Source organism: Planosporangium mesophilum (assembly GCF_016863255.1).
In the GTDB taxonomy this organism is placed as follows: Bacteria; Actinomycetota; Actinomycetes; order Mycobacteriales; family Micromonosporaceae; genus Planosporangium; species Planosporangium mesophilum.
In genome coordinates this window covers 11,925-33,127 of the sequence record NZ_BOON01000038.1, presented here as the reverse complement: position 1 = coordinate 33,127, position 21,203 = coordinate 11,925, and the positions used below count along the sequence as shown (strand labels likewise).

Sequence of the window (21,203 nt, the reverse complement as noted above, 5' to 3'; positions counted from 1 at the left end):
TCGTGAGGTCGGCATGAGGAGTACCGCTCGGGCGGTGGCGCTGCGGGTCCTGGCCTACGTCGGGCTCGGCGTGGGTACCGCGCTCTTCGCACTGCCGTTGCTGTGGCTGCTGTCCACGCCGTTCGACGCCGCTCCCCGGTACGCGGTGCGGCCGCCGTCGGAGTTCACCCTCGGCAACTTCGGCGAGATCGGCCGCAACCCGTACGCGGTCTCCTCACTGGTCAACTCGGTCGTGCTGGCACTCGGCACGATGGTGGTCGTGGTGGTCGCGGCGGCACTCGCGGCGTACGCCCTGTCGCGGGTACGGCTGCCGGGCCGCGACGCCCTGCTGTACGCGCTGCTGCTGCTGTCCAGCGTCATCACCGGTACCGCGGCGATGGTGCCGATCTTCCTGCTGATCTTCCAGCTCAACCTGATCGACACCCGGGCCGGGGTGATCCTGGTGCTCTCCGGCGGCCTGCTGCCGGCCGCGATCTTCCTGCTGAAGGACTTCATCGACACGATCCCGCGCTCGTACGAGGAGTCGGCGCGTGTGTTCGGTGCCTCACCGCTGCAGATCCTGCGGCACATCGTGGCGCCGGTGGCCCGTCCCGGCCTCGCCACCATCGCGGTGTGGACGATGGTACAGGTCTGGGGCAGCTTCCTCACCCCGTTCATCCTGCTGCGCGACCCCACGAAACAGCCGGCCGCCGTCGTCGTGCGCACGCTGTACACCGAGGGCGGCTCGCCCAACCTCGCGCTCATCTCGAGCTTCTCGCTGCTGTACTCGGTACCGGTGGTGCTCATGTACCTGTTCGCCTGGGGCCGGTACGGCTTCCGCTTCCACGGGGGGATCAAGAGCTGAGATGGCCGACGTCGAACTGCGCGCACTGACCAAGGAGTTCCCCGGCGGCGTACGGGCCCTCGACACGCTCGACCTGACCGTCGCCGACGGCGAGTTCTTCGCGCTGCTGGGACCGTCCGGCTGCGGCAAGACCACCCTGCTGCGCACCATCGCCGGGCTGGAGGCGCCGACGTCGGGCCAGGTGCGCATCGGCGACCGGGACGTGACCGGGCTCGTGCCCGGCGCCCGCGACGTCGCCATGGTCTTCCAGGACTACGCGCTGTTCCCGCACATGACCGTGCTCGACAACATCGCGTACCCGCTGAAGATCAAACGCCAGTCGCGTCCGGAGCGGTCCGGCCGGGCGAGGGGCGTCGGCGCGAACCTCGGCCTCGCCGCGCTGATGGACCGCCGGCCGGCGGCGCTCTCGGGTGGCCAGCAGCAGCGGGTCGCGCTGGCCCGCGCGGTCGCCTGCCACCCCTCGGTCTTCCTGTTCGACGAGCCGCTGTCCAATCTGGACGCGCGGCTCCGGCTGGAGGCGCGCACGTTCCTCAAGCGGCTGCAGCGCGAGCTGGCGGTGACCACGATCTTCGTGACCCACGACCAGGCCGAGGCGCTCGCGCTCGCGGACCGGATCGCGGTGATGGAGGCCGGCCGGATCCGCCAGGTCGGTACCCCGCGCGAGGTCTTCGGCCGCCCGGCCAACACGTTCGTGGCGAACTTCATCGGGTCCACGCCGATGAACCTTCTCCCCGGCGTGGTCTCGGGCGGCGGCGTCGCGGTCGCCGGTGGGACGCTCACGCCGTCGACGATCACGCCGCCGACCGCCCCGGGGGAGCGGGTGATCGTCGGGGTACGCCCCGAGTACGTCTCCCTGTCGACCACGCCCGTGGACGGCGCCCTCACCGGCGAGGTGTCGATCATCGAGCACCTCGGAGCCGTGTCGCTGGTGACCGTCGAGGCGGACGGCGCGCTGATCGGCGCGACCGTACCCGAGGACCGCGAGCCGGTACCCGGCTCGCGGGTCTGGCTCAGTCCCGCTCCGGGACGGGTGCTGATCTACCGCGAGTCGGACGGGGAGCTGGTGACATGAGGAGTACCCACAGCGGGGTGTGGAGCCCCGACGACCGCGCCGAGTCGAGGTACCGGTACCTGCCGGTCGACGTGCCGCCCGGCGCGCGGCGGCTGACCGTGTCGCTGGCCTACGACACCGGGGCAGGAGTGCTGGACCTCGGCCTGCTGGACCCCGACGGGCGGTTCTGCGGCTGGTCCGGCGGGGCGCGGTCGGAGTTCACCGTCTCCGAGAGCTGGGCGACGCCCGGGTACCTGCCCGGCCCGGTGAGCCCCGGCCAGTGGCGGGTGATCCTCGGGCTGCACCGGGTACCGCCGCAGGGCCTGGCCTGGACGGTCACCGGGGAGGCCGCGCTGTGGGTGCCCGACCCGCCCGGCGGCACGGGCGCCGTGACCGCTGGAGCGGCGGGTGGGCTCGCGCCGGGGCTCCGGCCGTACCGCAACCTGCCGGCCCCGCCCGGCCTCACCTGGCTCGCCGGCGACCTGCACACCCACACCGTGCACTCGGACGGGACGCTGACCGTACCGGAGTTGGCGGCGCTCGCCGCCGGCAACGGCCTTGACTACCTCGCGGTGACCGACCACAACACCGTCTCCCACCACGCCGAGCTGGCCGCGGCCGGGGCGGCCGCCGGGCTCGTCCTGGTACCGGGTCAGGAGATCACCACCGACCGCGGGCATGCGAACGCGTACGGCGACATCGGCTGGGTGGACTTCCGCCGCCCCGCGAACGAGTGGCTGTCCACGGTGGACAGGGAGGGCGGGCTGCTGTCGGTCAACCACCCGCTCGGCGGCGACTTCGCCTGGCTGCACCCGCTGGACGAGCGGCCACTCCTGGCCGAGGTGTGGCACTCCGGCTGGTGGGACCGTACCTGGGGGGCGCCGCTGGCCTGGCTGCTCGCCTGGGGCGTCGACACCGTGCCGGTCGGCGGTTCGGACTTCCACTCGCCGGCCCAGTCGGCGCGGCCCGGTTACCCCACCACCTGGGTGGCCTGCGAGGAGCGGTCGGTCGAAGGCGTGCTCGCCGGGCTCGCCACCGGGCTGGTGGCGGTCACCGAGTCACCGACCGGCCCCGCGCTGCTGCGCGTCGGCGACGAGGTGGTGGCGGTCGACGCCGACGGTACGCTGCTGGTCGACTTCACCGGGCGGCGCCGGATGGTCCGTGGTGACCGGGCGGTCTTCCCGGCGCAGAGCGGCCCGCACTGGCTGGAGGACGACCGGGCGCAGATCCTCGCGCTGTCCGCCTGACCGGCCCGCCCGGGTGGGCGGTCGGGGCCGCCCGCAGGTCCCCCTCCAACTCCTCGCGTACGTCGTCCTGCACGTCGGCCCTGGAGCGCGCCAACCCGAGTACCGAGAGCAGCCGGGCCCCGTCGGCCCGGTGGTGCCGTTCGCTGATAGTCGTCAGTGGAGGGTCCCGGTCTGGCTGTCGTGTGGGTCGAGATTTCGGAAACTTCCGGATCCGACCCGGGGTCTGGGGTGGGTAGGTCCTGGCGAGCGCCGGCGCCGGTGGCCGCTCCGCTGCCGCCGGTGCCGGTGGCCGCTCCGCTGCTCATCGTTCAGCGATCAACGAGCGGGGAACGCCTCGGGGCGAGGTGGGTGGAGGCCTGCGTTCGATAGGTATTGACCAATGCGTTGCGGAGTCGTAGCGTCCGCGGCACATATTGAATTATCGGTCAGGCACCCGAAAGTTTCGATGCCCGATCCGCTCGGCCGACCGCGGGCGCGGGTGCGCTCAGCGTTCTTCGAAAGGGGTACCGGATGCACGTCTCCCGTAGATCGTTGTTGGGCCTCGCCGGCGCGAGTGCGAGTGCGCTCGCTCTCGGGGCCTGCGGTGACGGCGGGTCCGGCAAGGACGGCAAGACGACCGTCAACTGGTGGCACATCTCGAACACCGACCCGATGCTGTCGGTGTGGGCGGCGCTGGCCAAGGACTTCGAGGCGAAGCACCCCGACGTCACGATCAAGATCACGCCCCTGGAGAACGAGGCGTTCAAGTCCAAGCTCACCACGGTCACCCAGGGCGGCTCGCCGCCGGACCTCTTCAGTACCTGGGGTGGCGGGGTGCTCAAGCAGCAGGTCGACGCCGGGCTGGTGAAGGACCTGACCGCCGACTTCACGTCGCTGGCCGACACGTTCACCCCGCTGTCCACGCAGCCGTACCGGCTCGACAACAAGGTGTACGGCGTTCCGTTCGACCTCGGGATGGTCGGTTTCTGGTACAACAAGGAGCTGTTCGGCCGGGCGGGCATCGCCTCGCCGCCGGACACGTGGACCGGGCTGCTCGACGCCGTGCGCAAGCTCAAGGCGGCCGGCATCACGCCGATCGCCCTCGCCGGTGGGGACAAGTGGCCCGGGCACTACTACTGGGCCTACCTGGCGATGCGGATCGGTGGCCTGGACGTGCTCAAGCAGGCCGGGGCCGACGCGAAGTTCGACAAGCCGGAGTTCGTGGCCGCGGGTACCAAGCTGAAGGAGCTCGTCGACCTGGCCCCGTTCCAGAAGGGGTTCCTCGCCGCCACCTACGGGTCGCCGGACGGGCAGGCCGCGACCATGGGCAACGGGGCGGCGGCGATGGAGCTGATGGGCCAGTGGGCGCCGTCGGTCCAGAACGACACCTCGACCAACAAGAAGGGTATCGGCGACAAGCTGGGCTTCTTCCCGTTCCCGGCGGTCGAGGGCGGCAAGGGCGCGGTGACCGAGGCGTTCGGTGGTGGCAACGGGTTCGCCGTCGGCAGGAACGCGCCGCCCGCCACGATCGAGTTCCTGAAGTTCCTGGTCCAGGTCGACAACCAGCGCAAGGCGGCCGCCACCGGGGCGGTCGTCCCGGTCGTCAAGGGCGCCGAGGACGCGATCAAGGATCCCAACATCGCGGCCGTGCAGAAGACACTCGCCGCGGCGACCGGGTTCCAGTTGTTCCTCGACCAGGCGTACCCCCCGGCCGTGGGGCAGCAGGTCAACGACAGCGTCGCCGAGCTCATCGCGGGCAAGGCGAGCCCGCAGCAGGTCGTGCGGGCCGTCACCGATGCTGCTCACAAGTAGCGCGGACCCGGACCGGGTCGGCACCGGCCCGGTCCGGTCCGACGCGGTCCGCCGCCAGCGGGCCCGGCGCCGCCGGGTCCGCTGGCCGGTCCTCGCGTTCCTGGTGCCGGCGCTGCTGCTGTTCGGCCTGCTGGTACTCGTACCGATCATCCTCGCGGCGTACACGAGCCTGTTCAAGTGGAACGGCTTCGGCGGGCTGCCGACCAACTTCGTCGGGCTGGACAACTTCCGGCGGCTGCTCACCGACCCGATCTTCCTCGCCGACCTCTGGCACGGACTGATCCTCATCGTGCTGTCGGCGGCGGTCCAACTGCCGCTCGCGCTCGGGCTCGCGCTGCTGCTCAACCAGCGGCTGCGCGGACGGGGCGTCTACCGGGTGCTGTTCTTCGCGCCGTACGTGCTGTCCGAAGTCATCACGGCCGTCCTGTTCACGATGGTGTTCTCGCCCAACCGGGGCCTGGCCAACCAGGTACTGCGGGTGTTCGGCGCGGGTGACGTGGGCGCCACCTGGCTCGCCGACCCGTCGACCGTCCTGTACGTGGTGTTTCTCGTCATGACCTGGAAGTACTTCGGCTTCCACATGATCCTGTACCTGACGGGCCGGCAGAACATCCCGGCCGAGCTGACCGAGGCGGCGGCGATCGACGGGGCGGGGGACTGGCAGACGTTCCGCCACGTCACCCTGCCGCTGCTCGGGCCGACGATCCGGGTGAGCCTCTTCCTGTCGGTCATCGGCTCGATCCAGCTCTTCGACCTCGTCTGGGTGCTGACCGTGGGAGGACCGGTCCACGCCTCGGAGACCATGGCGGTCACGATGTTCCAGTACGGCTTCCGGCGGTACGAGGTGGGCTATGCGAGCGCGATCAGCATCGCGATGTTCGTGATCAGTCTCGTCTTCGCGCTGGCGTACCAGCGCTTCGTCATGCGCCGCGACATCGAGGGCGCGCTCACCACCATGGGAGGAGGCCAGCGTTGAGCGGTCGTACCCCGAGTCCCGTGAAGACCGTGCCGCTGCACCTGATCTCCATCGTGATCGGTGCGTTCGTCGTCGTGCCGATCCTGTTCGGCGTGCTGGGCGGGTTCAAGGACAACGGCCAGTTGTCGACGAACCCCTTCGGCCTGCCCCACCCCTGGGTGCCGTCCAACTACACCGACATCCTCGCGTCCGGGTCGTTCTGGCGGCAGCTGGCCAACAGTACGCTCATCGCGGTGGCGACGACCGTGCTCGTCGTGCTGGTCTCGGCGATGGCGGCGTTCGTGTTCGCCCGGTTCGCCTTCGCCGGCCGGGAGGTCCTGTTCACGCTGTTCGCGATCGGGCTGATGTTCCCGTTCGCGGTGGCGATCCTGCCGCTGTTCGTGCTGCTGCGTACCCTCGGGCTGCTGGACAACCCGGTCGGCGTGATCCTGGCCCAGGCGGCGTTCGGCCTGCCGGTGACGATCGTGATCCTGCGGTCGTTCTTCCGGAGCATTCCCGGCGAGATCGAGGAGGCCGCGACGCTCGACGGCTGCGGCACCGTCGGGTTCTTCTGGCGCATCCTGCTGCCGATGGCCCGGCCGGCGCTCGCCACGGTGTCCGTGCTCGCGGTCGTGGCGAGCTGGAACAACTTCATGCTGCCGCTGATCGTCTTCACCGATCCACAGTGGTGGACGCTTCCGCTCGGCGTACAGCAGTTCCACGGGCAGTACTCCACCGACACCGCCCGGGTGCTCGCATACGTTGTGCTCGCGATGGTGCCCGCGCTCGGGTTCTACGCCGTCGCCGAGCGCCAGCTCATCGGCGGCCTGACGTCGGGCGCCACCAAGGGATGAGCGGCCGCTGACGGCGGCTCACCCCTTGGTGGCGGGCACGGGCCGGAGCCTGGATCAGGCCAGGGTGAAGCTCTCCCAGAGACCGATCGTGGTGCGGTTGGCGATCAGCGGGGCGCCGCCGGCGCTCTCCGCGGTCACGTACCGGCCATTGGCGGCGGCGAGCAGGCTCACCGTGCCGTCGGCGTTGCGGATGAGCCGGAACTTCTCCCAGAGGCCGATCGCGGTGCGGTTGGCGATCAGCGGGGCGCCGCCGCCGCTCTCGGCCACCACGTACCGGCCGTTGGCACGGGCGCGCAGGGCGATGTACCCGTCACCGGTGTCGACCGTGTCGTACGTCTCCCACAGTCCGGCCGCCGCCCGGTTGGCGACCAGCCAGGAGCCGCCGCCGCTCTCGGCGCAGACGAACCGGTCGTTGGCCCGGGCCCGCAGGGAGACCACGGCCGGGATGCCGCTGGACGGCTGTGTCGGCGCGGGCGTCGGTGTCGGGGTCGGTGTCGGGGTCGGCGCGGGGTTCGTCACCGTGGCGGTGACGGTGAGGTTGAGGAGCTTGTTCGGGGAGCCGGCCGCGGGGTTGGTCACCCTGCCGCCCACGGTGGCGGTGACCAGGGCGTCACGGACCTGAGCCGGCGAGGCGGTGGGGTTGGCCGACAGGTAGAGGGCGGCGACGCCGGCGACGTGCGGGGTCGCCATGGAGGTGCCGTTCATGCGCGCCGTCGCGGTGTCGCTGGTCTTGTACGCGGAGGTGATGTTGACGCCGGGGGCGAACAGGTCCACGCACGTGCCGTAGTTGGAGAACGAGGCGCGGGCGTCGCTGGCGTCGGTGGCCGCGACGGTGATCGCCTCGGGCAGGCGGGCCGGGGACTTGGTGCAGGCGTCCGCGTTGTCGTTGCCGGCGGCGACGGCGTACGTGACGCCGGAGGCGATCGACTTCTTGACTGCGTTGTCGAGGGTGGAGCCGGCGGCGCCGCCGAGGCTCATGTTGGCGACGGCGGGCTTGACCGCGTTCTTGGTGACCCAGTCGACGCCCGCGATGATCTGGGAGTAGCTGCCGGAGCCGGAGCAGTCGAGGACGCGGACGGCGACGAGCTGGACGGCCTTCGCGACGCCGTACGTGCTGCCGCCGACGGTGCCCGCGACGTGGGTACCGTGGCCGGCGCAGTCGTCGGGGACCGCGTCGTTGTCGATGAAGTCGTAGCCGTACCGGGCACGGCCGCCGAAGTCGGTGTGGGTGATGCGGATGCCGGTGTCGATGATGTACGCCGTGACGTTGGCGGCGGCGGTGGGGTAGGTGTAGGCGCCGGACAGCGGCAGGCCGGCCTGGTCGATGCGGTCCAGACCCCACGACGGCGGGTTGGTCTGGGTGCCGGTGGCGTGCACCTGGCGGTCGGCCTCGACGTACGCGACGGCCGGGTTGGCGGCCAGCCGGCGGGCGGCGGTCGCGGTGAGGCGGGCGGAGAAGCCGTTGACCGCGCGGGTGTACGCGTGGCGCACCGTGCCGCCGTACGCGCGGGTGAGCTTGCCGGCGGCGGCGTCGACCGTGCGCGACTCGGCGCTGCCGTCCTTGAACACCACGATGTAGCTGTCGGGGATCGCGCCGGCCACGCCCGCGTCCCGTACCGTTCCCTCAGCCGGCGCCGCCTGCGCGGCACCCGTACCCAACAGGCCGGTTGCCACCAGTCCGGCGGTCACCAGAGTGACCCCGCTCAGAAACCGCCTGACGCCAATCCGCCGCATTCGACCACCTCATCTACTCCCACGGCCCCCGGGCGCCAGCGACAGCCGGGTGAGCCGGTGCCTGTGATCTGGTCGTCGTCAAGCCGTGCCCGATCGGACGACAGCAATCGTTCGGCCCGAACGGAGCACAAACCGTGGCCGGCGGGGAGCAAGCGGGTTGCGCCGTCTGCGCGCTCGACGCCACGACAGTCGACGCCGGGACATCAGTGCCGCTCGTCACGTCGGGTTTAGGTGATCCGCTCCTGCGGTACGTGGGAATACATGGCAGCCGCGCACAAGGCCCTTGTGGTCATGCAGCAGGGGATCGTGATCCAGCTCGCGCTGGTCGCGCTCGTCGTGGTCGTACTCGCCCTGCTGCTGGCGCCTGACGCGCGCCGCGCCCTGCGCGAACTGGCACAGCGCGCGGCCGAGGGGCGGTTCCACCGGGTCCGGCTGGCCGCGCAGGCCGCCGACCTCGAGCGGTACGCCGAGGAGGTGGCGGTGGCCGCCGAACGGGCAGCGGTGACGGCCGACCGGCGCCACCGGGAGTGGGCCGTGGCGTACCAGACCCGCGAGGCGGCCTGGAACGCGTACGAGAGCGCGGACGCCGCCGCGCGTCGCGCGTCGCTCGCGTCGGCCTACCCGACCCCGGCCATCTCCGACGAGCCCGCGGACACCGACGCCAACCGGCGGTACCTGCACCGGGCCGCGACCGAGGCGTACCAGCGCGGCGAGCTGACCGCCGCGCAACTGCGCGACGTGCTTGCCCACCGCGGCGACTGGGACCCGGACCGGCACCCGTTCGAGCAGGAGGCGATGCTGCGCCGGGCCGGGCAGCAGCGGATGCTGCGGGCGTACCGGACCGCGTCCGAGATGGAGCGTGCCGCCCGGCACGCGGCCGACACCGCGGCGGCGGCCAGGCGCAGCCTGGAGGACGAGGCGTTCGAGGCGTCCCTGCGGGCGCGCCAGGCCCGTACCCGGCTCGAGGCGCAGACCCCGCGCCGCCTGCGCGCCCTCGTGGCGAACCGCTGACCCGGGCCGCACAGAACCGGGCCGAACAGAACCGGCCCGAACAGAACCGGCCCGAACAGAACCGGGCCGCGAAGAAAACGGGGTGCGCCCGGGCGGCGGACCGTTCCAGGATGGGCCATGGCCTGGTTTATCACGGAGAGCCTCGATGAGTTCGTGGCCGGTGCGGACAGGTTCCTGCGGTCGGATCCGACCGGTAACACCCTTCCGCTGACGATCGTGCAGACGCTACGGGCCAGCGGTCTCACCGCGTACGGTGACGTCCCGCTGTTCGGTTGGTGGCGAGCTGCCGACGGTACGGTCGACGGCGCGTTCCTGCAGACCCCGCCGTACCCGATGCTGCTCACCCGGATGCCGGCGGCCGCCGTGCCGTCACTGGTGGACGAGCTGACCGCGGCCGGGCGCCGGCTACCGGGGATCAACGCCGGGCGGGAGACCGCCGAGGACTTCGCGACCGAGTGGCTGCGGCGTACCGGCGGCACCTCCCGGGTCCACCATCAGCATCGCCTGTACCGGCTCGGCGAGCTCGTCCCGCCCCTGCCGGCGCCACCGGGCGCGGCCCGGGTCGCCACCGCCGCCGACCGGGACCTGGTACTGGCGTGGTGGGAGGCGTTCGTCCGGGAGGCCGACGACCCCCCGGCGGACCGCAGCGGTGTGGTCGACGACCGCATCGGATACGGCGGCCTGACCCTCTGGGAGGTGGATGGCGTCGCGGTCTCGATGGCCGGGATCAGCCGGCGGGTGGCGGGAGTGGCCCGGGTCGGCCCGGTGTACACCCCGCCCGAGCTGCGGCGGCGGGGGTACGCGGCGGCGGCGACCGCCGTCGTGAGTCGGGTTGCCCTGGACGACGGCGCGACCGAGGTGCTGCTCTTCGCCGACCTTGCCAACTCGACCAGCAACGCCCTCTACGAGCGACTGGGCTACCGGCCGGTCGACGACGTCGTCATTCTGTCCTTTGTGGAGGAAACGGCTCCGGTGGAACGTCCTCAGCGGGCCAGGATCCTCGACACCCAGGCCTAAGTCCTCGACGCCCAGGCCTCAGTCCTCGAACACCACCACGGAGCGGGCGCCCTCGCCGCGGCTCATCCGGGCGAACGCCTCCGGCGCCTCGTCCAGCGTGATGCGGTGGCTGACCAGCGGGCGCAGGTTCAGCGAGCCGTCCAGGACGGCCCGGGCCAGCTCGGGCACCTCCCGGTCGGGGTCGGCCGAGCCGTACACCGACGCCCGCAGCGAGCGGGCCGAGGAGAAGATGTCCAGCGCGCTGAGGCTGAGCAGGTCGTCCTTGGCGCCCATGCCCACGACAGTGACGTGGCCGCCGCGCCGGGTGGCGCGCCAGGCCGCGCGGATGGTGGCGGCGCGTCCGACGCACTCGATCGCGTGGTCGGCGCCGCGGCCGTCGGTCAGCGCCCGCACCGCCTTGGACAGGGTGTCGTCGGAGACCAGGAAGTCGGTGGCTCCGGCGGCGAGCGCCAGTTCACGCTTGGCGGGGGAGACGTCGACGGCGATGACCGGATCGGCGCCCGCGCGACGGGCGGCCATCACCGCGGACAGGCCCACCCCGCCGAGGCCGATGACCAGTACCGAGTCCCCGGCGGCGACCCCGGCCGTGTTGGCCACCGCGCCTGCCCCGGTCATCACCGCGCAGCCCAGCAGCGCGGCCTGCTCGAACGGCACCTCGTCGGGTACCGCGATGACGGCGTGTTCGGGCACCACGACCTCCTGCGCCAGCGCGCCGAGGCCGAGGGTGGCGTGCAGCGGCGTACCGTCGGCGGTCGTCCCGCGCGGTACGGCCGCGGCGCCGGCGCTCTCGCAGAGCCAGGACTCGCCCCGCCGGCAGTACCAGCATTGCCGGCAGGCCGGCGACCAGTTGAGCACGACGTGCTGACCGACCGCCACCCACTCGACGCCGTCGCCCACCTCGGTCACGACGCCGGCCGCCTCGTGGCCGAGGACCAGCGGGTACGGCGGGACGACGGTGCCGTTGGTCATCGACAGGTCGGAGTGGCAGACACCGGCGGCCCGGATACGTACCCGGACCTCACCGGCTCCGGTGGCGGGCAGGTGCACGTCCTCGACGGCGAGGTCGCGGCCGACGCCGCGGGAGATGAGCGCTTTCACGGGAGCTTCTTACCTCAATCGTCGTCGCTGTCGGTGGGCAGGGGCGGGAGCGGGCCCACGACCTGCTCGTACACGGGCTCCAGGCCGGAGATGAGCGCGTCCAGGCCGAGCGTGAACGCGCCCTCGTCGACACTCTGCTGGTGTTCGGCGAGGCGGTGCGCCTGGGTCAGGTGCGGGTACCGGCTGGCGTAGAGCTGCGGGTCCTCGACGAAGCCGCGCGCGAACGAGCCGAGCGCCGAGCCGGCGACGAAGTACCGCATCAGCGCGCCGATGTGGGTGGCGCGGGCCGGCGGCCAGCCCGCGTCGACCAGTCCGCCGTACACCGCGTCGGCCATGGCGAGGGCGCCCGGTCGCCGGCCGGGGCCCTGCGCGAGGTACGGCACGATGTTCGGGTGCGCGGTCAGGGCGTCGCGGTACGAGCGGGCCCACTTGCGCAGCGCCACCCGCCAGTCGTACCGGCCGAAGACGGAGATGTCGACCTGTCCGGTGATGGAGTCGGCGACCGCGTCGAGCAGGTCCTCCTTGGTGGCGACGTGGTTGTACAGCGAGGGACCCCGGACGCCGAGCTCGGCCGCCAGTCGCCGGGTCGAGAGCGCGGCGAGCCCCTCGGCGTCGATCAGTGCGGTCGCGACCTCGATGATGCGCTGCCGGCTGAGCAGGGCCTGGCGGGGCCGAGCCATGAGCCACCTCCCGGAGCGGCGAACGACGTCCCTCGAACAGCGATGTGCCGCGCACTCTGCCATACGGGGGGTCTGGACGACGAAAAACTTCCACCGCTAGTTTAATGGGGGTCTCCCCGACGACGTGACGGAGAAAACATGGATCTGGCTCTCTCCCAGGAGCAGGCGGCCGTCCGGCGGCTCGCCGCCGACTTCGTCGACCGCGAGGTGATGCCGTACGCGGCCGAGTGGGACCGCCGGGAGTCGGTCGACACCGGCATCGTGAAGAAGCTCGGCGACCTGGGCTTTCTCGGCCTGACCATCCCCGAGGAGTACGGCGGGTCGGGTGGTGACCACTTCTCGTACTGCCTGGTCCTCGAGGAACTGGGGCGCGGCGACTCGTCGGTGCGGGGCATCGTCTCGGTCTCGCTCGGGCTCGTCACCAAGTCGATCGCGGCGTACGGCACCGACGAGCAGAAGCGCGAGTGGCTGCCCCGGCTGTGCGCGGGCGAGGCGCTCGGCTGCTTCGCGCTCACCGAGCCGGACACCGGCTCGGACGCGGCGTCGCTTCGCACCCGGGCCGAACGCGACGGCGACGACTGGGTCATCTCCGGCACCAAGATGTTCATCACCAACGGCACCTGGGCCGACGTCGTCCTGGCGTTCGTGCGTACCGGCGGCGAGGGGCACCGCGGTATCAGCGCGTTCCTGGTGCCGACGGACACCCCCGGCCTGACCCGCCGGGAGATCCACGGCAAGCTGGGACTGCGCGGGCAGGCCACCGCCGAACTCGTCTTCGACCAGGTGCGGGTGCCCGACTCGGCCCGGCTCGGCGCTGCGGGCAAGGGCTTCAGCATCGCGATGTCGGCCCTGGCCAAGGGGCGGACGTCGGTCGCGGCCGGCTGTGTCGGCATCGCGCAGGGGTGCCTGAACGCCGCCGTGTCCTACGCCCGCGAGCGCCAGCAGTTCGGCAAGCCGATCGCCTCGTACCAGCTCGTCCAGCAGCTGATCGCGAACATCGCCGTCGACACCGACGCGGCCCGGCTGCTCGTGTGGCGGGTCGCCGACCTCATCGACCGGGGCGAGCCGTTCGCCAACGAGTCGAACATGGCGAAGCTGTTCGCCAGCGAGGCCGCGGTACGCGCCGCCAACAACGCCCTGCAGGTGTTCGGCGGGTACGGCTACATCGACGAGTACCCCGTCGGCAAGTACCTGCGTGACGCCCGCGTCACCACCCTGTACGAAGGCACCAGCCAGATCCAGCAGCTGCTCATCGGCCGCGCCCTGACCGGTGTGAACGCTTTCTGATCCCCACATCCCCCCGGCCCACCACCATTTCGGAGGACACCATGGACTTCTCCCTCGGCGACGAAGAGAAGGCGATCCGCGACACCGCCCGCGACTTCATCCGCAAGGAGGTGATGCCCTTGGAGCAGGAGGTACTGCGCCGCGAGCGCAACCACCAGCCCGGCCTTGAGCGCAGCGAGCTTCGCGAGCTTCAGCTCAAGGCGAAGAAGTTCGGCTTCTGGGGACTGTCCACTCCGCAAGCGTACGGCGGCATGGAGCTGCCGGCGGTGATGCAGTCGCTGATCTGGACCGAGTTGGGCCGCACCTTCGTGCCGTTCCGGTTCGGTGGCGAGGCCGACAACATCCTGTTCTACGCCAACGACGAGCAGAAGAAGGAGTTCCTCATCCCGACCATCGAGGGTGAGCGCATCTCCTGCTTCGCCATCACCGAGCCGGGCGCCGGCTCGGACGCCGCCAACATCAAGCTGTCCGCCCGCCAGGACGGCGACGACTGGGTCCTCAACGGGGAGAAGACCTTCATCACCAACGGCAACGACGCCGACTTCGCCATCGTCGTCGCGGTGACCGACAAGGAGAAGGGCGTACGGGGCGGCGGCACCACCGCGTTCCTCGTGGACCGCGCGATGGGCTGGCGCTCGGAGTTCATCCAGACCATGGGCGAGGGCGGCCCCGCGTCGCTGGTCTTCGACAACGTGCGGGTACCGAGCCGCAACATCCTGGGCGAGGTCGGTCAGGGCTTCAACCTCGGCATGCAGTGGATCGGCAAGGGTCGCTACACCATCCCGTCACACGCGCTCGGCATCGCCGAGCGGGCCCTGCAGATGGCGCTCGAGCAGGCCCGGAACCGGGAGACGTTCGGCAAGCCGATCGGCACCAACCAGGCGATCCAGTGGATGATCGCCGACTCCGAGGTGGAGCTCGAGGCGGCGCGCTGGCTGGTACTGAAGGCGGCGTGGAGCATCGACGCCGGCCTCGACCCCCGGCACGCCTCCTCCATGGCGAAGCTGTACGGCGCCGGCATGGTCAACCGGGTCGTGGACCGGGTGCTGCAGATCCACGGCGGCATGGGCTACACCCGTGAGCTGCCGATCGAGCGGTGGTACCGCCAGGTCCGGCTGTACCGCATCTTCGAGGGCACCGACGAGATGCAGCGCCTGATCATCTCGCGCGACCTGCTGCGCGGGTACACGATGATCGGCGGGCACCTGGCATGACGGATCTCTCGCTGGCGGTCGTCCTCGCCGAGTCCGCCCGCCGCTACCCGGACAAGGTCGCCGTCGTCGACGGCGACGTGCGGGTCACGTACGCGCAGCTGTGGGAGCAGGCCCGGTCATACGCGGCCGGCCTGCGCGAACTGGGCGTCAAGCCCGGCGACACGGTCGCCCTCGTCGCCCCGAACGTGGTGGAGTTCCCACGCGCGTACTACGGCGCGCTCGCGGCCGGCGCCGTCGTGGTGCCGGTCCACCTGCTGCTGACCGCCGACGAGGCGGCGTACGTGCTGCGCGACAGCCGGGCCGACCTGGTGGTCTGCCACACCAGCCAGCTCGCCATGGGCGCCGAGGCCGCCGGGAAGGCCGGGGTTCCACTGGTGACGGTCGGGCCGGTGCCTTCCGGGTCGGCTCCGGCGCGGCGGCTGGAGGACGTGGCCGCCGGTGTGGCGCCGCTGCGGTCGTACCTGACCCGCTCGGCCGAGGACACCGCGGTCGTCTTCTACACCAGCGGTACGACCGGGGAGCCCAAGGGTGCCCTGCTCACCCACCTCAACCTGGTCATGAACGCCACCGTCAACGCGTTCGACGCCAACGACGCGCGCCCCGACGACGTGGCCCTGGGCTGCCTCCCGCTGTTCCACACGTTCGGGCAGACGGTCAGCATGAACTCGACGTTCCGGGTCGGCGGCACGATGGTGCTGCTGCCGCGGTTCACCGGCGACGCGGCGATCGAGCTGATGCTGCGCGAGGGCGTGGACGTCTTCCACGGTGTGCCGACGATGTACGTGGCGCTGGTGGAGGCCGCGGCCCGGTACGAGCGGCTGCCGCGGCTGCGCCTGTGCATCTCCGGCGGGGCGTCGCTGCCGGTGGCCGTGCTCGAGAAGTTCAACGCCGCGTTCTCGACGACCCTCTTCGAGGGGTACGGGCTGTCCGAGACCTCGCCGACGGCGTCGGTCAACCAGCCGCACTTCGGCACCAGGCCCGGTACGGTCGGCCACCCGATCTGGGGCGTCGAGGTCGAGGTCGCGCGGGCCGAGGTCGAGGAGCGGATCGAGCTGCTGCCCGCCGGTGAGCTGGGCGAGATCGTGATCCGCGGGCACAACGTCTTCGCCGGCTACCTGGGCCGGCCGGAGGCGACCGAGCAGGCCGTCGTCGACGGCTGGTTCCGCACCGGGGACCTCGGCACCAAGGACGACCAGGGGTTCATCTCCATCGTGGACCGCAAGAAGGACCTCATCATCCGGGGCGGCTTCAACGTGTACCCGCGGGAGGTCGAGGAGGTCATCGCCCGCCACCCGGCCGTCGGGCAGGTCGCCGTCATCGGCGTGCCGCACGAGGTGCACGGCGAGGAGATCTGCGCGGTGGTCGTCGCCGACGGCGTCACCGGGGACGAGCTGATCGAATGGAGCCGGGAGCGGCTCGGCCGGCACAAGTACCCGCGGGTGGTCCGCTTCGTCGATCAGCTTCCGCTCGGGCCGAGTCACAAGGTACTCAAGCGCGAACTGCGCCGTTCAGTGACCATCTCGGAGGAATAGCCCGCCGATATCGGTGCCTTGTTTTCCAAGATCTCGATAAAGTGCGGGCGCCCATTCGTCACAACACGGCGAAGGGCGCCCGCCTCCGTCGGGGCGAAATTCGCTCCGGTGGATGAACTGCATTACCGGAACGTCGCCCCGGTACGATTTTGCCCAATGCGGCGAGGTTCCGCCGCTGGTCAGATGACCAGGCCGAGGCAGAAAATGAAAGCGGCGAGGCATCCAAGAAGAGTCATTGTTGTCACCTCCTCGATCGTGTGAGATCCAGCAATGTCGGCTTCCCTGAGGAACATAAGGCAATGCGCAGTGACGCGCAGAACTGCGCGGCAATTCCTTGCCGAATACCCGTTGGTAACGCGATTTCGCGCCCTCGGCGCCGTGAGCGGATGCGGGGATGCTCCCACTCCACTAAGGTGCTTTCTCTTCGCGCAGGCCGGGTCGGTGTTCACCGGGTGTGGCCCGGCACACAACCGCGGCCGGATTACGGCTCTACCCCGGTAGGTTGTACTTCATGTCGGTGTGACCAGTGTCCCCGGGCCTCATCCCATTTGCCGTCGCGGAATGCCGTTCGGCTGGAGCCGCGTCGCGCCACTCGCCGCGAGGCGACCTGCACACCGACACCAGAACCCCACGCCGGATCCGGCGTGGGGTTCTGGGTATCCGGGGTCCGGGAGTCGCCCGGGGGCGTAAGGCCCACGTGTCAGGCCCAGGGCGTGTCCACCCCGTCGAACTCCTCGAAGACCAGCCAGGTCCGGGTGGAGAGCACTCCCGGGATGCTCTGCACCTGGTTGAGGACGAGGTCGCGCAGCGCCGCGTTGTCCGGCGCGCGGACCAGCGCGAGCACGTCGTGGTCGCCGCCGAGCAGGGCGGCGTGCTCCACGTACCGGATCCGCGCGAGCCGGGCCGAGACCTCCCGCCAGGTGTTCTGCTCGATGGTGAGGCTGACGTAGGCCGAGGTGCCCAAGCCGGCCGGCTCGGGCGCCACCCGGGCCCGGAAACCGGTGATCACGCCGTCCCGGATCAGGCGCTCGACCCTGGCGTACGCGTTCGTACGCGAGATGTGGAGCTGCTCGGCCAGGGTCCTGATCGACGCCCGACCGTCCCGGACCAGCGCGTCGAGGATCCGGCGGTCGACGTCGTCGAGGCGCCGGGCCATTCGTCCGGCGCCGCCGGTCACCGGGGCTTCCGGCTGGGTCTCTTGGCTCACAGAGGACGCTCCTGGAGGTCAAACGTCCCGCGTTTTGCGGGTTAGTTGAGTCAAACATCCGTGACGGTGAGCATAAGCACACCACAAGTCCCAGGAGGCCTCGCCGTGACGACCACACCCAGGGCGGTCCGCAGGGCATCCCCCCGCGCCAGGCGTACCACCGCACCGCAGCCGGACCCGGCTGCCCCGCTGCTGCCCAGCCGCGACCCGGTCCGGATGCTCGACGAGTCGGGTAAGCGGATACCGAGCGAGTACGCCGAGCCGCCGGGGGAGACCCTCCGCGAGCTGTACCGGCGGATGGTGATCGGCCGTCGCTTCGACGTCCAGGCAACCGCCCTGACCAAGCAGGGGCGGCTGGCCGTGTACCCGTCCTCCCGCGGACAGGAGGCGTGCCAGGTCGCGGGCGTCATGGCCGTGCGGCCGGACGACTGGGTGTTCCCGACGTACCGCGAGTCGATGGCCCTGGTGTCGCGCGGGATCGACCCGGTCGAGGTGCTCACGCTGCTGCGCGGGGACTGGCACTGCGGGTACGACCCGGCGGCGCTGCACACCGCTCCGCAGTGCACGCCGCTGGCGACCCAGACGATCCACGCGGCCGGGGTGGCGTACGGCGAGGCGTACCAGGGCCGCGACACGGTCGCGCTGGCGTTCATCGGTGACGGCGCGACCAGCGAGGGCGACTTCCACGAGGGCGTCAACTTCGCCGCCGTGTTCCGGGCACCCGTGGTCTTCTTCGTCCAGAACAACCGGTACGCGATCAGTGTGCCGCTGTCCCGCCAGACCGCCGCGCCGTCGCTGGCGTACAAGGGCGTCGGGTACGGCATCGCGTGCGAGCAGGTCGACGGCAACGATCCGGTGGCCGTGCTCGCCGTGCTCAACAGGGCCGTCGAGCACGCCCGGTCGGGCAACGGCCCGTTCCTGGTCGAGGCCCACACGTACCGGCTCGAGCCGCACACCAACGCCGACGACGCCAGCCGGTACCGGACCATGGACGAGGTCGAGGCGTGGCTCGGGCGCGACCCGATCGCCCGGCTGGAGGCGTACCTGCGCGGCGCCGGGGTGCTCGACGACGCGGCCGTCGAGGCGGTCCGCGCCGAGGCCGAGGCGTACGCGGCCGACCTGAGGGAGCGGATGAACGCCGAGCCCACGGTGGACCCGATGTCGCTCTTCGACCACGTGTACGCGACCCCCACGCCGCAATTGCTGGAGCAGCGCGAACAGGTACGGGCCGAACTGGCGGCGGAGTCGGAGGTGGAGTCCTGATGAGCGCCGTGACCACGACGTCGGTCAGCATGGCGAAGGCACTCAATGCCGCGCTGCGGGACGCGATGGCGGCCGACGAGCGGGTGGTGGTGTTCGGCGAGGACGTCGGCCAGCTCGGCGGCGTCTTCCGCATCACCGACGGGCTGCTGGCCACCTACGGCGAGCAGCGCTGCTTCGACACGCCCCTGGCCGAGGCCGGCATCGTCGGCTTCGCGGTCGGGATGGCCATGTCCGGGCTGCGGCCCGTGGTCGAGATGCAGTTCGACGCGTTCGCGTACCCGGCCTTCGAGCAGATCACCTCGCACGTCGCGAAGCTGCGCAACCGCACCCGCGGGGCGCTGGGCGTGCCGATCGTGATCCGCGTCCCGTACGCCGGGGGCATCGGCGGCGTCGAGCACCACTGCGACTCCAGCGAGGCCTACTACGCGCACACGCCCGGCCTGAAGGTCGTCACGCCGGGATGCGTCGAGGACGCATACTCGCTGCTGCGCGAGGCGATCGACGACCCGGACCCGGTCGTGTTCCTGGAGCCCAAGAAGCTGTACTTCACGTCGGCGGAGGCGTCACTGCCGGTCACGACGCCCGGCTTCGGTCGCGCCGTGGTGCGCCGGCCCGGCCGGGACGCCACGCTGATCGCGTACGGGCCGTCGGTGCCGGTCGCGCTGGAGGCCGCCGAGGCGGCCCGGGACGAGGGCTGGGACCTGGAGGTCATCGACCTGCGTACCCTCGTGCCGTTCGACGACGAGACGGTGACCGCGTCGGTGCGCCGGACGGGCCGCTGCGTGGTCGTCCAGGAGGCGCAGGGCTTCGCGGGGATGGGCGCAGAGATCGCCGCGCGGGTACAGGAGCGCTGCTTCCACTCGCTGCACGCCCCGGTCCTGCGGGTGGCCGGCCTGGACATCCCCTACCCGCCGCCGAAGCTGGAGCACCTCCACCTGCCGGGCGTCGACCGCGTCCTCGACGCGGTGGCCCGCCTGCAGTGGGACGACCAGCCCGACCCGAGGTGGGTGGCGGCATGAACGTCTTCATGCTGCCCGACCTGGGGGAGGGGCTGACCGAGGCCGAGATCGTCGAGTGGCGGGTCGCCGTCGGCGACGTGGTCGTGGTCGACCAGATCGTGGTCGAGGTGGAGACGGCCAAGGCGGTCGTGGACGTGCCGTGCCCGTACGCGGGCCGGGTGACCGCCCTGCACGGCTCTCCCGGTGAGCGGCGGCCGGTCGGGCAGCCGCTGGTCACCATCGAGCCGGTGGAGGCGCTCGCGCCGCCGGGGTCGGTGGTGCCGGCGGAGCCGGCGGGATCGGTGGTGCCGGCGGAGCCGGTGGTGCCGGCGGAGCCGGCGGGGCACGCTGTGTACCGCGAGGAGGAGCGGGCCGGCTCGGGGAACGTCCTCATCGGGTACGGCACCGGCCACGGCCGGTCGGGGCGGCGGCGACGGCGGGTGGCGCCCGCGGCTCACGTCGCGCGCCCGGTCGGCTCGGCGGTCACGGCGGCCTCGACGGCACCCGCCACCCGGGTCATCTCACCGCTGGTGCGGCGGCTGGCCCGCGACCACGGGCTCGACGTGGCCGCGCTGGTCGGCACCGGCCCGGGCGGGATCGTGCGCCGCGGCGACGTCGAGGCCGCGCTGTCGTCCACCGGCACCGGGGTCACCCGGCCGGAGCACGGCGCCACCCCGGCTCCGGCGTCGGGCGCGACCCCGGCTCCGGTGCCGGCCGCCGACGACGACGTGGTGATCCCGCTGACCGGCGTACGCCGGGCGATCGCGGAGAAGCTGTCCCGCAGCCGGCGGGAGATCCCGGAGGTCACCATCTGGGTGGACGTCGACGCGACCGGACTGCTCGACACCCGGGCGGCCATCAACGCCGCGCGCCCGGACCGGCGGGTCAGCGTCCTGGCCCTACTGGCGCGGATCTGCCTCAACGGGCTGCGGCACTTCCCGGAGCTCAACTCCCGCGTCGACACCGAGCAGGGCGAGATCATCCGATCCGGCCGGATCAACCTGGGTATCGCGACCCAGACCGACCGGGGACTGGTCGTACCCGTGATCCCCGACGCCCATGGCCTGTCGACGTACGACCTGGCCGAGGCGCTGGCCGAGACCACCGCGCAGGCGCGGGCCGGCAGCCTCGCCCCGGCCCGCCTGACCGGCGGTACCTTCACGCTCAACAACTACGGCGTGTTCGGCGTCGACGGCTCCACCCCGATCATCAACCACCCGGAGGCGGCGCTGCTGGGTATCGGCCGCATCGTGGACAAGCCTTGGGTGGTGGACGGCCGGCTGGAGGTACGGAAGGTCGGTCAGCTCAGCCTGACCTTCGACCACCGGGTCTGCGACGGCGGTACCGCCGGCGGGTTCCTCCGTCACGTCGCCGACTGCGTCGAGCAGCCGGCGTTGCTGATCGCGCACGTCTGACTCCC

General features: G+C 71.5%; 18 protein-coding genes. 14 read left to right on the top strand and 4 right to left on the bottom strand.

All coding sequences use genetic code 11. The features are described from left to right. Positions 1-13: 13 nt before the first annotated feature. The 6 genes from Pme01_RS20300 (at position 14) to Pme01_RS20275 (ending at position 6,742) form a co-directional block, all read left to right on the top strand. Positions 14-844: a carbohydrate ABC transporter permease gene (locus Pme01_RS20300; protein WP_168116505.1), complete on the top strand. Its 831-nt coding sequence runs from the start codon at positions 14-16 to the stop codon at positions 842-844. Position 845: 1 nt separating this feature from the next. Continuing rightward, positions 846-1,916, top strand: coding sequence for an ABC transporter ATP-binding protein (locus Pme01_RS20295; RefSeq protein WP_168116506.1), 1,071 nt, complete (start codon positions 846-848; stop codon positions 1,914-1,916). After that, entirely contained in the window at positions 1,913-3,142 is a 1,230-nt protein-coding gene (locus tag Pme01_RS20290; protein ID WP_168116507.1) for a CehA/McbA family metallohydrolase, read from the top strand. The genes Pme01_RS20295 and Pme01_RS20290 overlap by 4 nt, the downstream gene beginning before the upstream one ends. Before the next feature lie 510 nt (positions 3,143-3,652). Then, on the top strand, positions 3,653-4,933 hold the full coding sequence (locus tag Pme01_RS20285) for an extracellular solute-binding protein (protein WP_168116508.1): 1,281 nt from the start codon (positions 3,653-3,655) through the stop codon (positions 4,931-4,933). Beyond that, positions 4,917-5,909 (top strand): carbohydrate ABC transporter permease, encoded by a 993-nt coding sequence (locus Pme01_RS20280; protein ID WP_168116509.1) that lies wholly within the window; start codon positions 4,917-4,919, stop codon positions 5,907-5,909. The genes Pme01_RS20285 and Pme01_RS20280 overlap by 17 nt, the downstream gene beginning before the upstream one ends. Further along, positions 5,906-6,742, top strand: coding sequence for a carbohydrate ABC transporter permease (locus Pme01_RS20275; protein WP_203935758.1), 837 nt, complete (start codon positions 5,906-5,908; stop codon positions 6,740-6,742). Before Pme01_RS20280 ends, Pme01_RS20275 begins: the two co-directional genes overlap by 4 nt. 54 nt (positions 6,743-6,796) lie before the next feature. Here Pme01_RS20275 and Pme01_RS20270 read toward each other — a convergent pair whose 3' ends face one another. Beyond that, positions 6,797-8,431, bottom strand: coding sequence for a S8 family serine peptidase (locus Pme01_RS20270; protein WP_373315500.1), 1,635 nt, complete (start codon positions 8,429-8,431; stop codon positions 6,797-6,799). Positions 8,432-8,737: 306 nt separating this feature from the next. On the opposite strand from Pme01_RS20270, the gene Pme01_RS20265 reads away from it, so the two are divergent. Both Pme01_RS20265 and Pme01_RS20260 read left to right on the top strand, forming a co-directional pair. Further along, a complete protein-coding gene (locus Pme01_RS20265) occupies positions 8,738-9,487 on the top strand; it encodes a hypothetical protein (protein WP_168116511.1) in 750 nt (249 codons plus the stop codon). A gap of 117 nt (positions 9,488-9,604) precedes the next feature. Continuing rightward, positions 9,605-10,504 (top strand): GNAT family N-acetyltransferase, encoded by a 900-nt coding sequence (locus Pme01_RS20260; protein WP_168116512.1) that lies wholly within the window; start codon positions 9,605-9,607, stop codon positions 10,502-10,504. Between the two features lie 18 nt (positions 10,505-10,522). Here the strand turns inward: Pme01_RS20260 and Pme01_RS20255 are convergent, their stop codons facing one another. After that, a complete protein-coding gene (locus Pme01_RS20255) occupies positions 10,523-11,602 on the bottom strand; it encodes a Zn-dependent alcohol dehydrogenase (RefSeq protein WP_168116513.1) in 1,080 nt (359 codons plus the stop codon). 14 nt (positions 11,603-11,616) lie between these two features. Continuing rightward, positions 11,617-12,282 carry a TetR/AcrR family transcriptional regulator C-terminal domain-containing protein gene (locus tag Pme01_RS20250; RefSeq protein WP_168116514.1) on the bottom strand — a complete coding sequence of 222 codons (666 nt, stop codon included), beginning with the start codon at positions 12,280-12,282 and terminating at the stop codon, positions 11,617-11,619. Positions 12,283-12,420: 138 nt separating this feature from the next. On the opposite strand from Pme01_RS20250, the gene Pme01_RS20245 reads away from it, so the two are divergent. The 3 genes from Pme01_RS20245 to Pme01_RS20235 are packed head-to-tail and all read left to right on the top strand — an operon-like array spanning position 12,421 to position 16,315. Further along, positions 12,421-13,569, top strand: coding sequence for an acyl-CoA dehydrogenase family protein (locus Pme01_RS20245; RefSeq protein WP_168116515.1), 1,149 nt, complete (start codon positions 12,421-12,423; stop codon positions 13,567-13,569). Between the two features lie 41 nt (positions 13,570-13,610). Then, positions 13,611-14,783, top strand: coding sequence for an acyl-CoA dehydrogenase family protein (locus tag Pme01_RS20240; protein WP_168116516.1), 1,173 nt, complete (start codon positions 13,611-13,613; stop codon positions 14,781-14,783). Next, positions 14,780-16,315 (top strand): long-chain-fatty-acid--CoA ligase, encoded by a 1,536-nt coding sequence (locus Pme01_RS20235; RefSeq protein ID WP_168116517.1) that lies wholly within the window; start codon positions 14,780-14,782, stop codon positions 16,313-16,315. Before Pme01_RS20240 ends, Pme01_RS20235 begins: the two co-directional genes overlap by 4 nt. A gap of 700 nt (positions 16,316-17,015) precedes the next feature. Here the strand turns inward: Pme01_RS20235 and Pme01_RS20230 are convergent. Continuing rightward, positions 17,016-17,471 (bottom strand): Lrp/AsnC family transcriptional regulator, encoded by a 456-nt coding sequence (locus tag Pme01_RS20230; RefSeq protein WP_168116580.1) that lies wholly within the window; start codon positions 17,469-17,471, stop codon positions 17,016-17,018. 123 nt (positions 17,472-17,594) lie between these two features. On the opposite strand from Pme01_RS20230, the gene pdhA reads away from it, so the two are divergent. The 3 genes from pdhA to Pme01_RS20215 are packed head-to-tail and all read left to right on the top strand — an operon-like array spanning position 17,595 to position 21,198. After that, positions 17,595-18,785, top strand: coding sequence for a pyruvate dehydrogenase (acetyl-transferring) E1 component subunit alpha (pdhA, locus tag Pme01_RS20225; protein WP_373315501.1), 1,191 nt, complete (start codon positions 17,595-17,597; stop codon positions 18,783-18,785). After that, on the top strand, positions 18,785-19,804 hold the full coding sequence (locus Pme01_RS20220) for an alpha-ketoacid dehydrogenase subunit beta (RefSeq protein WP_168116519.1): 1,020 nt from the start codon (positions 18,785-18,787) through the stop codon (positions 19,802-19,804). The genes pdhA and Pme01_RS20220 overlap by 1 nt, the downstream gene beginning before the upstream one ends. Continuing rightward, positions 19,789-21,198, top strand: a complete 1,410-nt coding sequence (locus tag Pme01_RS20215; protein WP_168116581.1) for a dihydrolipoamide acetyltransferase family protein — start codon at positions 19,789-19,791, stop codon at positions 21,196-21,198. The genes Pme01_RS20220 and Pme01_RS20215 overlap by 16 nt, the downstream gene beginning before the upstream one ends. The last annotated feature ends 5 nt before the right edge of the window (positions 21,199-21,203 follow it).

Bases quoted from the DNA above. Each gene is read 5' to 3' on its own strand.
- Pme01_RS20300 (WP_168116505.1), top strand. From the start codon at position 14: ATGAGGAGTACCGCTCGGGCGGTGGCGCTGCGGGTCCTGGCCTACGTC.
- Pme01_RS20295 (WP_168116506.1), top strand. From the start codon at position 846: ATGGCCGACGTCGAACTGCGCGCACTGACCAAGGAGTTCCCCGGCGGC.
- Pme01_RS20290 (WP_168116507.1), top strand. From the start codon at position 1,913: ATGAGGAGTACCCACAGCGGGGTGTGGAGCCCCGACGACCGCGCCGAG.
- Pme01_RS20285 (WP_168116508.1), top strand. From the start codon at position 3,653: ATGCACGTCTCCCGTAGATCGTTGTTGGGCCTCGCCGGCGCGAGTGCG.
- Pme01_RS20280 (WP_168116509.1), top strand. From the start codon at position 4,917: ATGCTGCTCACAAGTAGCGCGGACCCGGACCGGGTCGGCACCGGCCCG.
- Pme01_RS20265 (WP_168116511.1), top strand. From the start codon at position 8,738: ATGGCAGCCGCGCACAAGGCCCTTGTGGTCATGCAGCAGGGGATCGTG.
- Pme01_RS20260 (WP_168116512.1), top strand. From the start codon at position 9,605: ATGGCCTGGTTTATCACGGAGAGCCTCGATGAGTTCGTGGCCGGTGCG.
- Pme01_RS20250 (WP_168116514.1), bottom strand. From the start codon at position 12,282: ATGGCTCGGCCCCGCCAGGCCCTGCTCAGCCGGCAGCGCATCATCGAG.
- Pme01_RS20245 (WP_168116515.1), top strand. From the start codon at position 12,421: ATGGATCTGGCTCTCTCCCAGGAGCAGGCGGCCGTCCGGCGGCTCGCC.
- Pme01_RS20240 (WP_168116516.1), top strand. From the start codon at position 13,611: ATGGACTTCTCCCTCGGCGACGAAGAGAAGGCGATCCGCGACACCGCC.
- Pme01_RS20235 (WP_168116517.1), top strand. From the start codon at position 14,780: ATGACGGATCTCTCGCTGGCGGTCGTCCTCGCCGAGTCCGCCCGCCGC.
- Pme01_RS20230 (WP_168116580.1), bottom strand. From the start codon at position 17,471: ATGGCCCGGCGCCTCGACGACGTCGACCGCCGGATCCTCGACGCGCTG.
- Pme01_RS20220 (WP_168116519.1), top strand. From the start codon at position 18,785: ATGAGCGCCGTGACCACGACGTCGGTCAGCATGGCGAAGGCACTCAAT.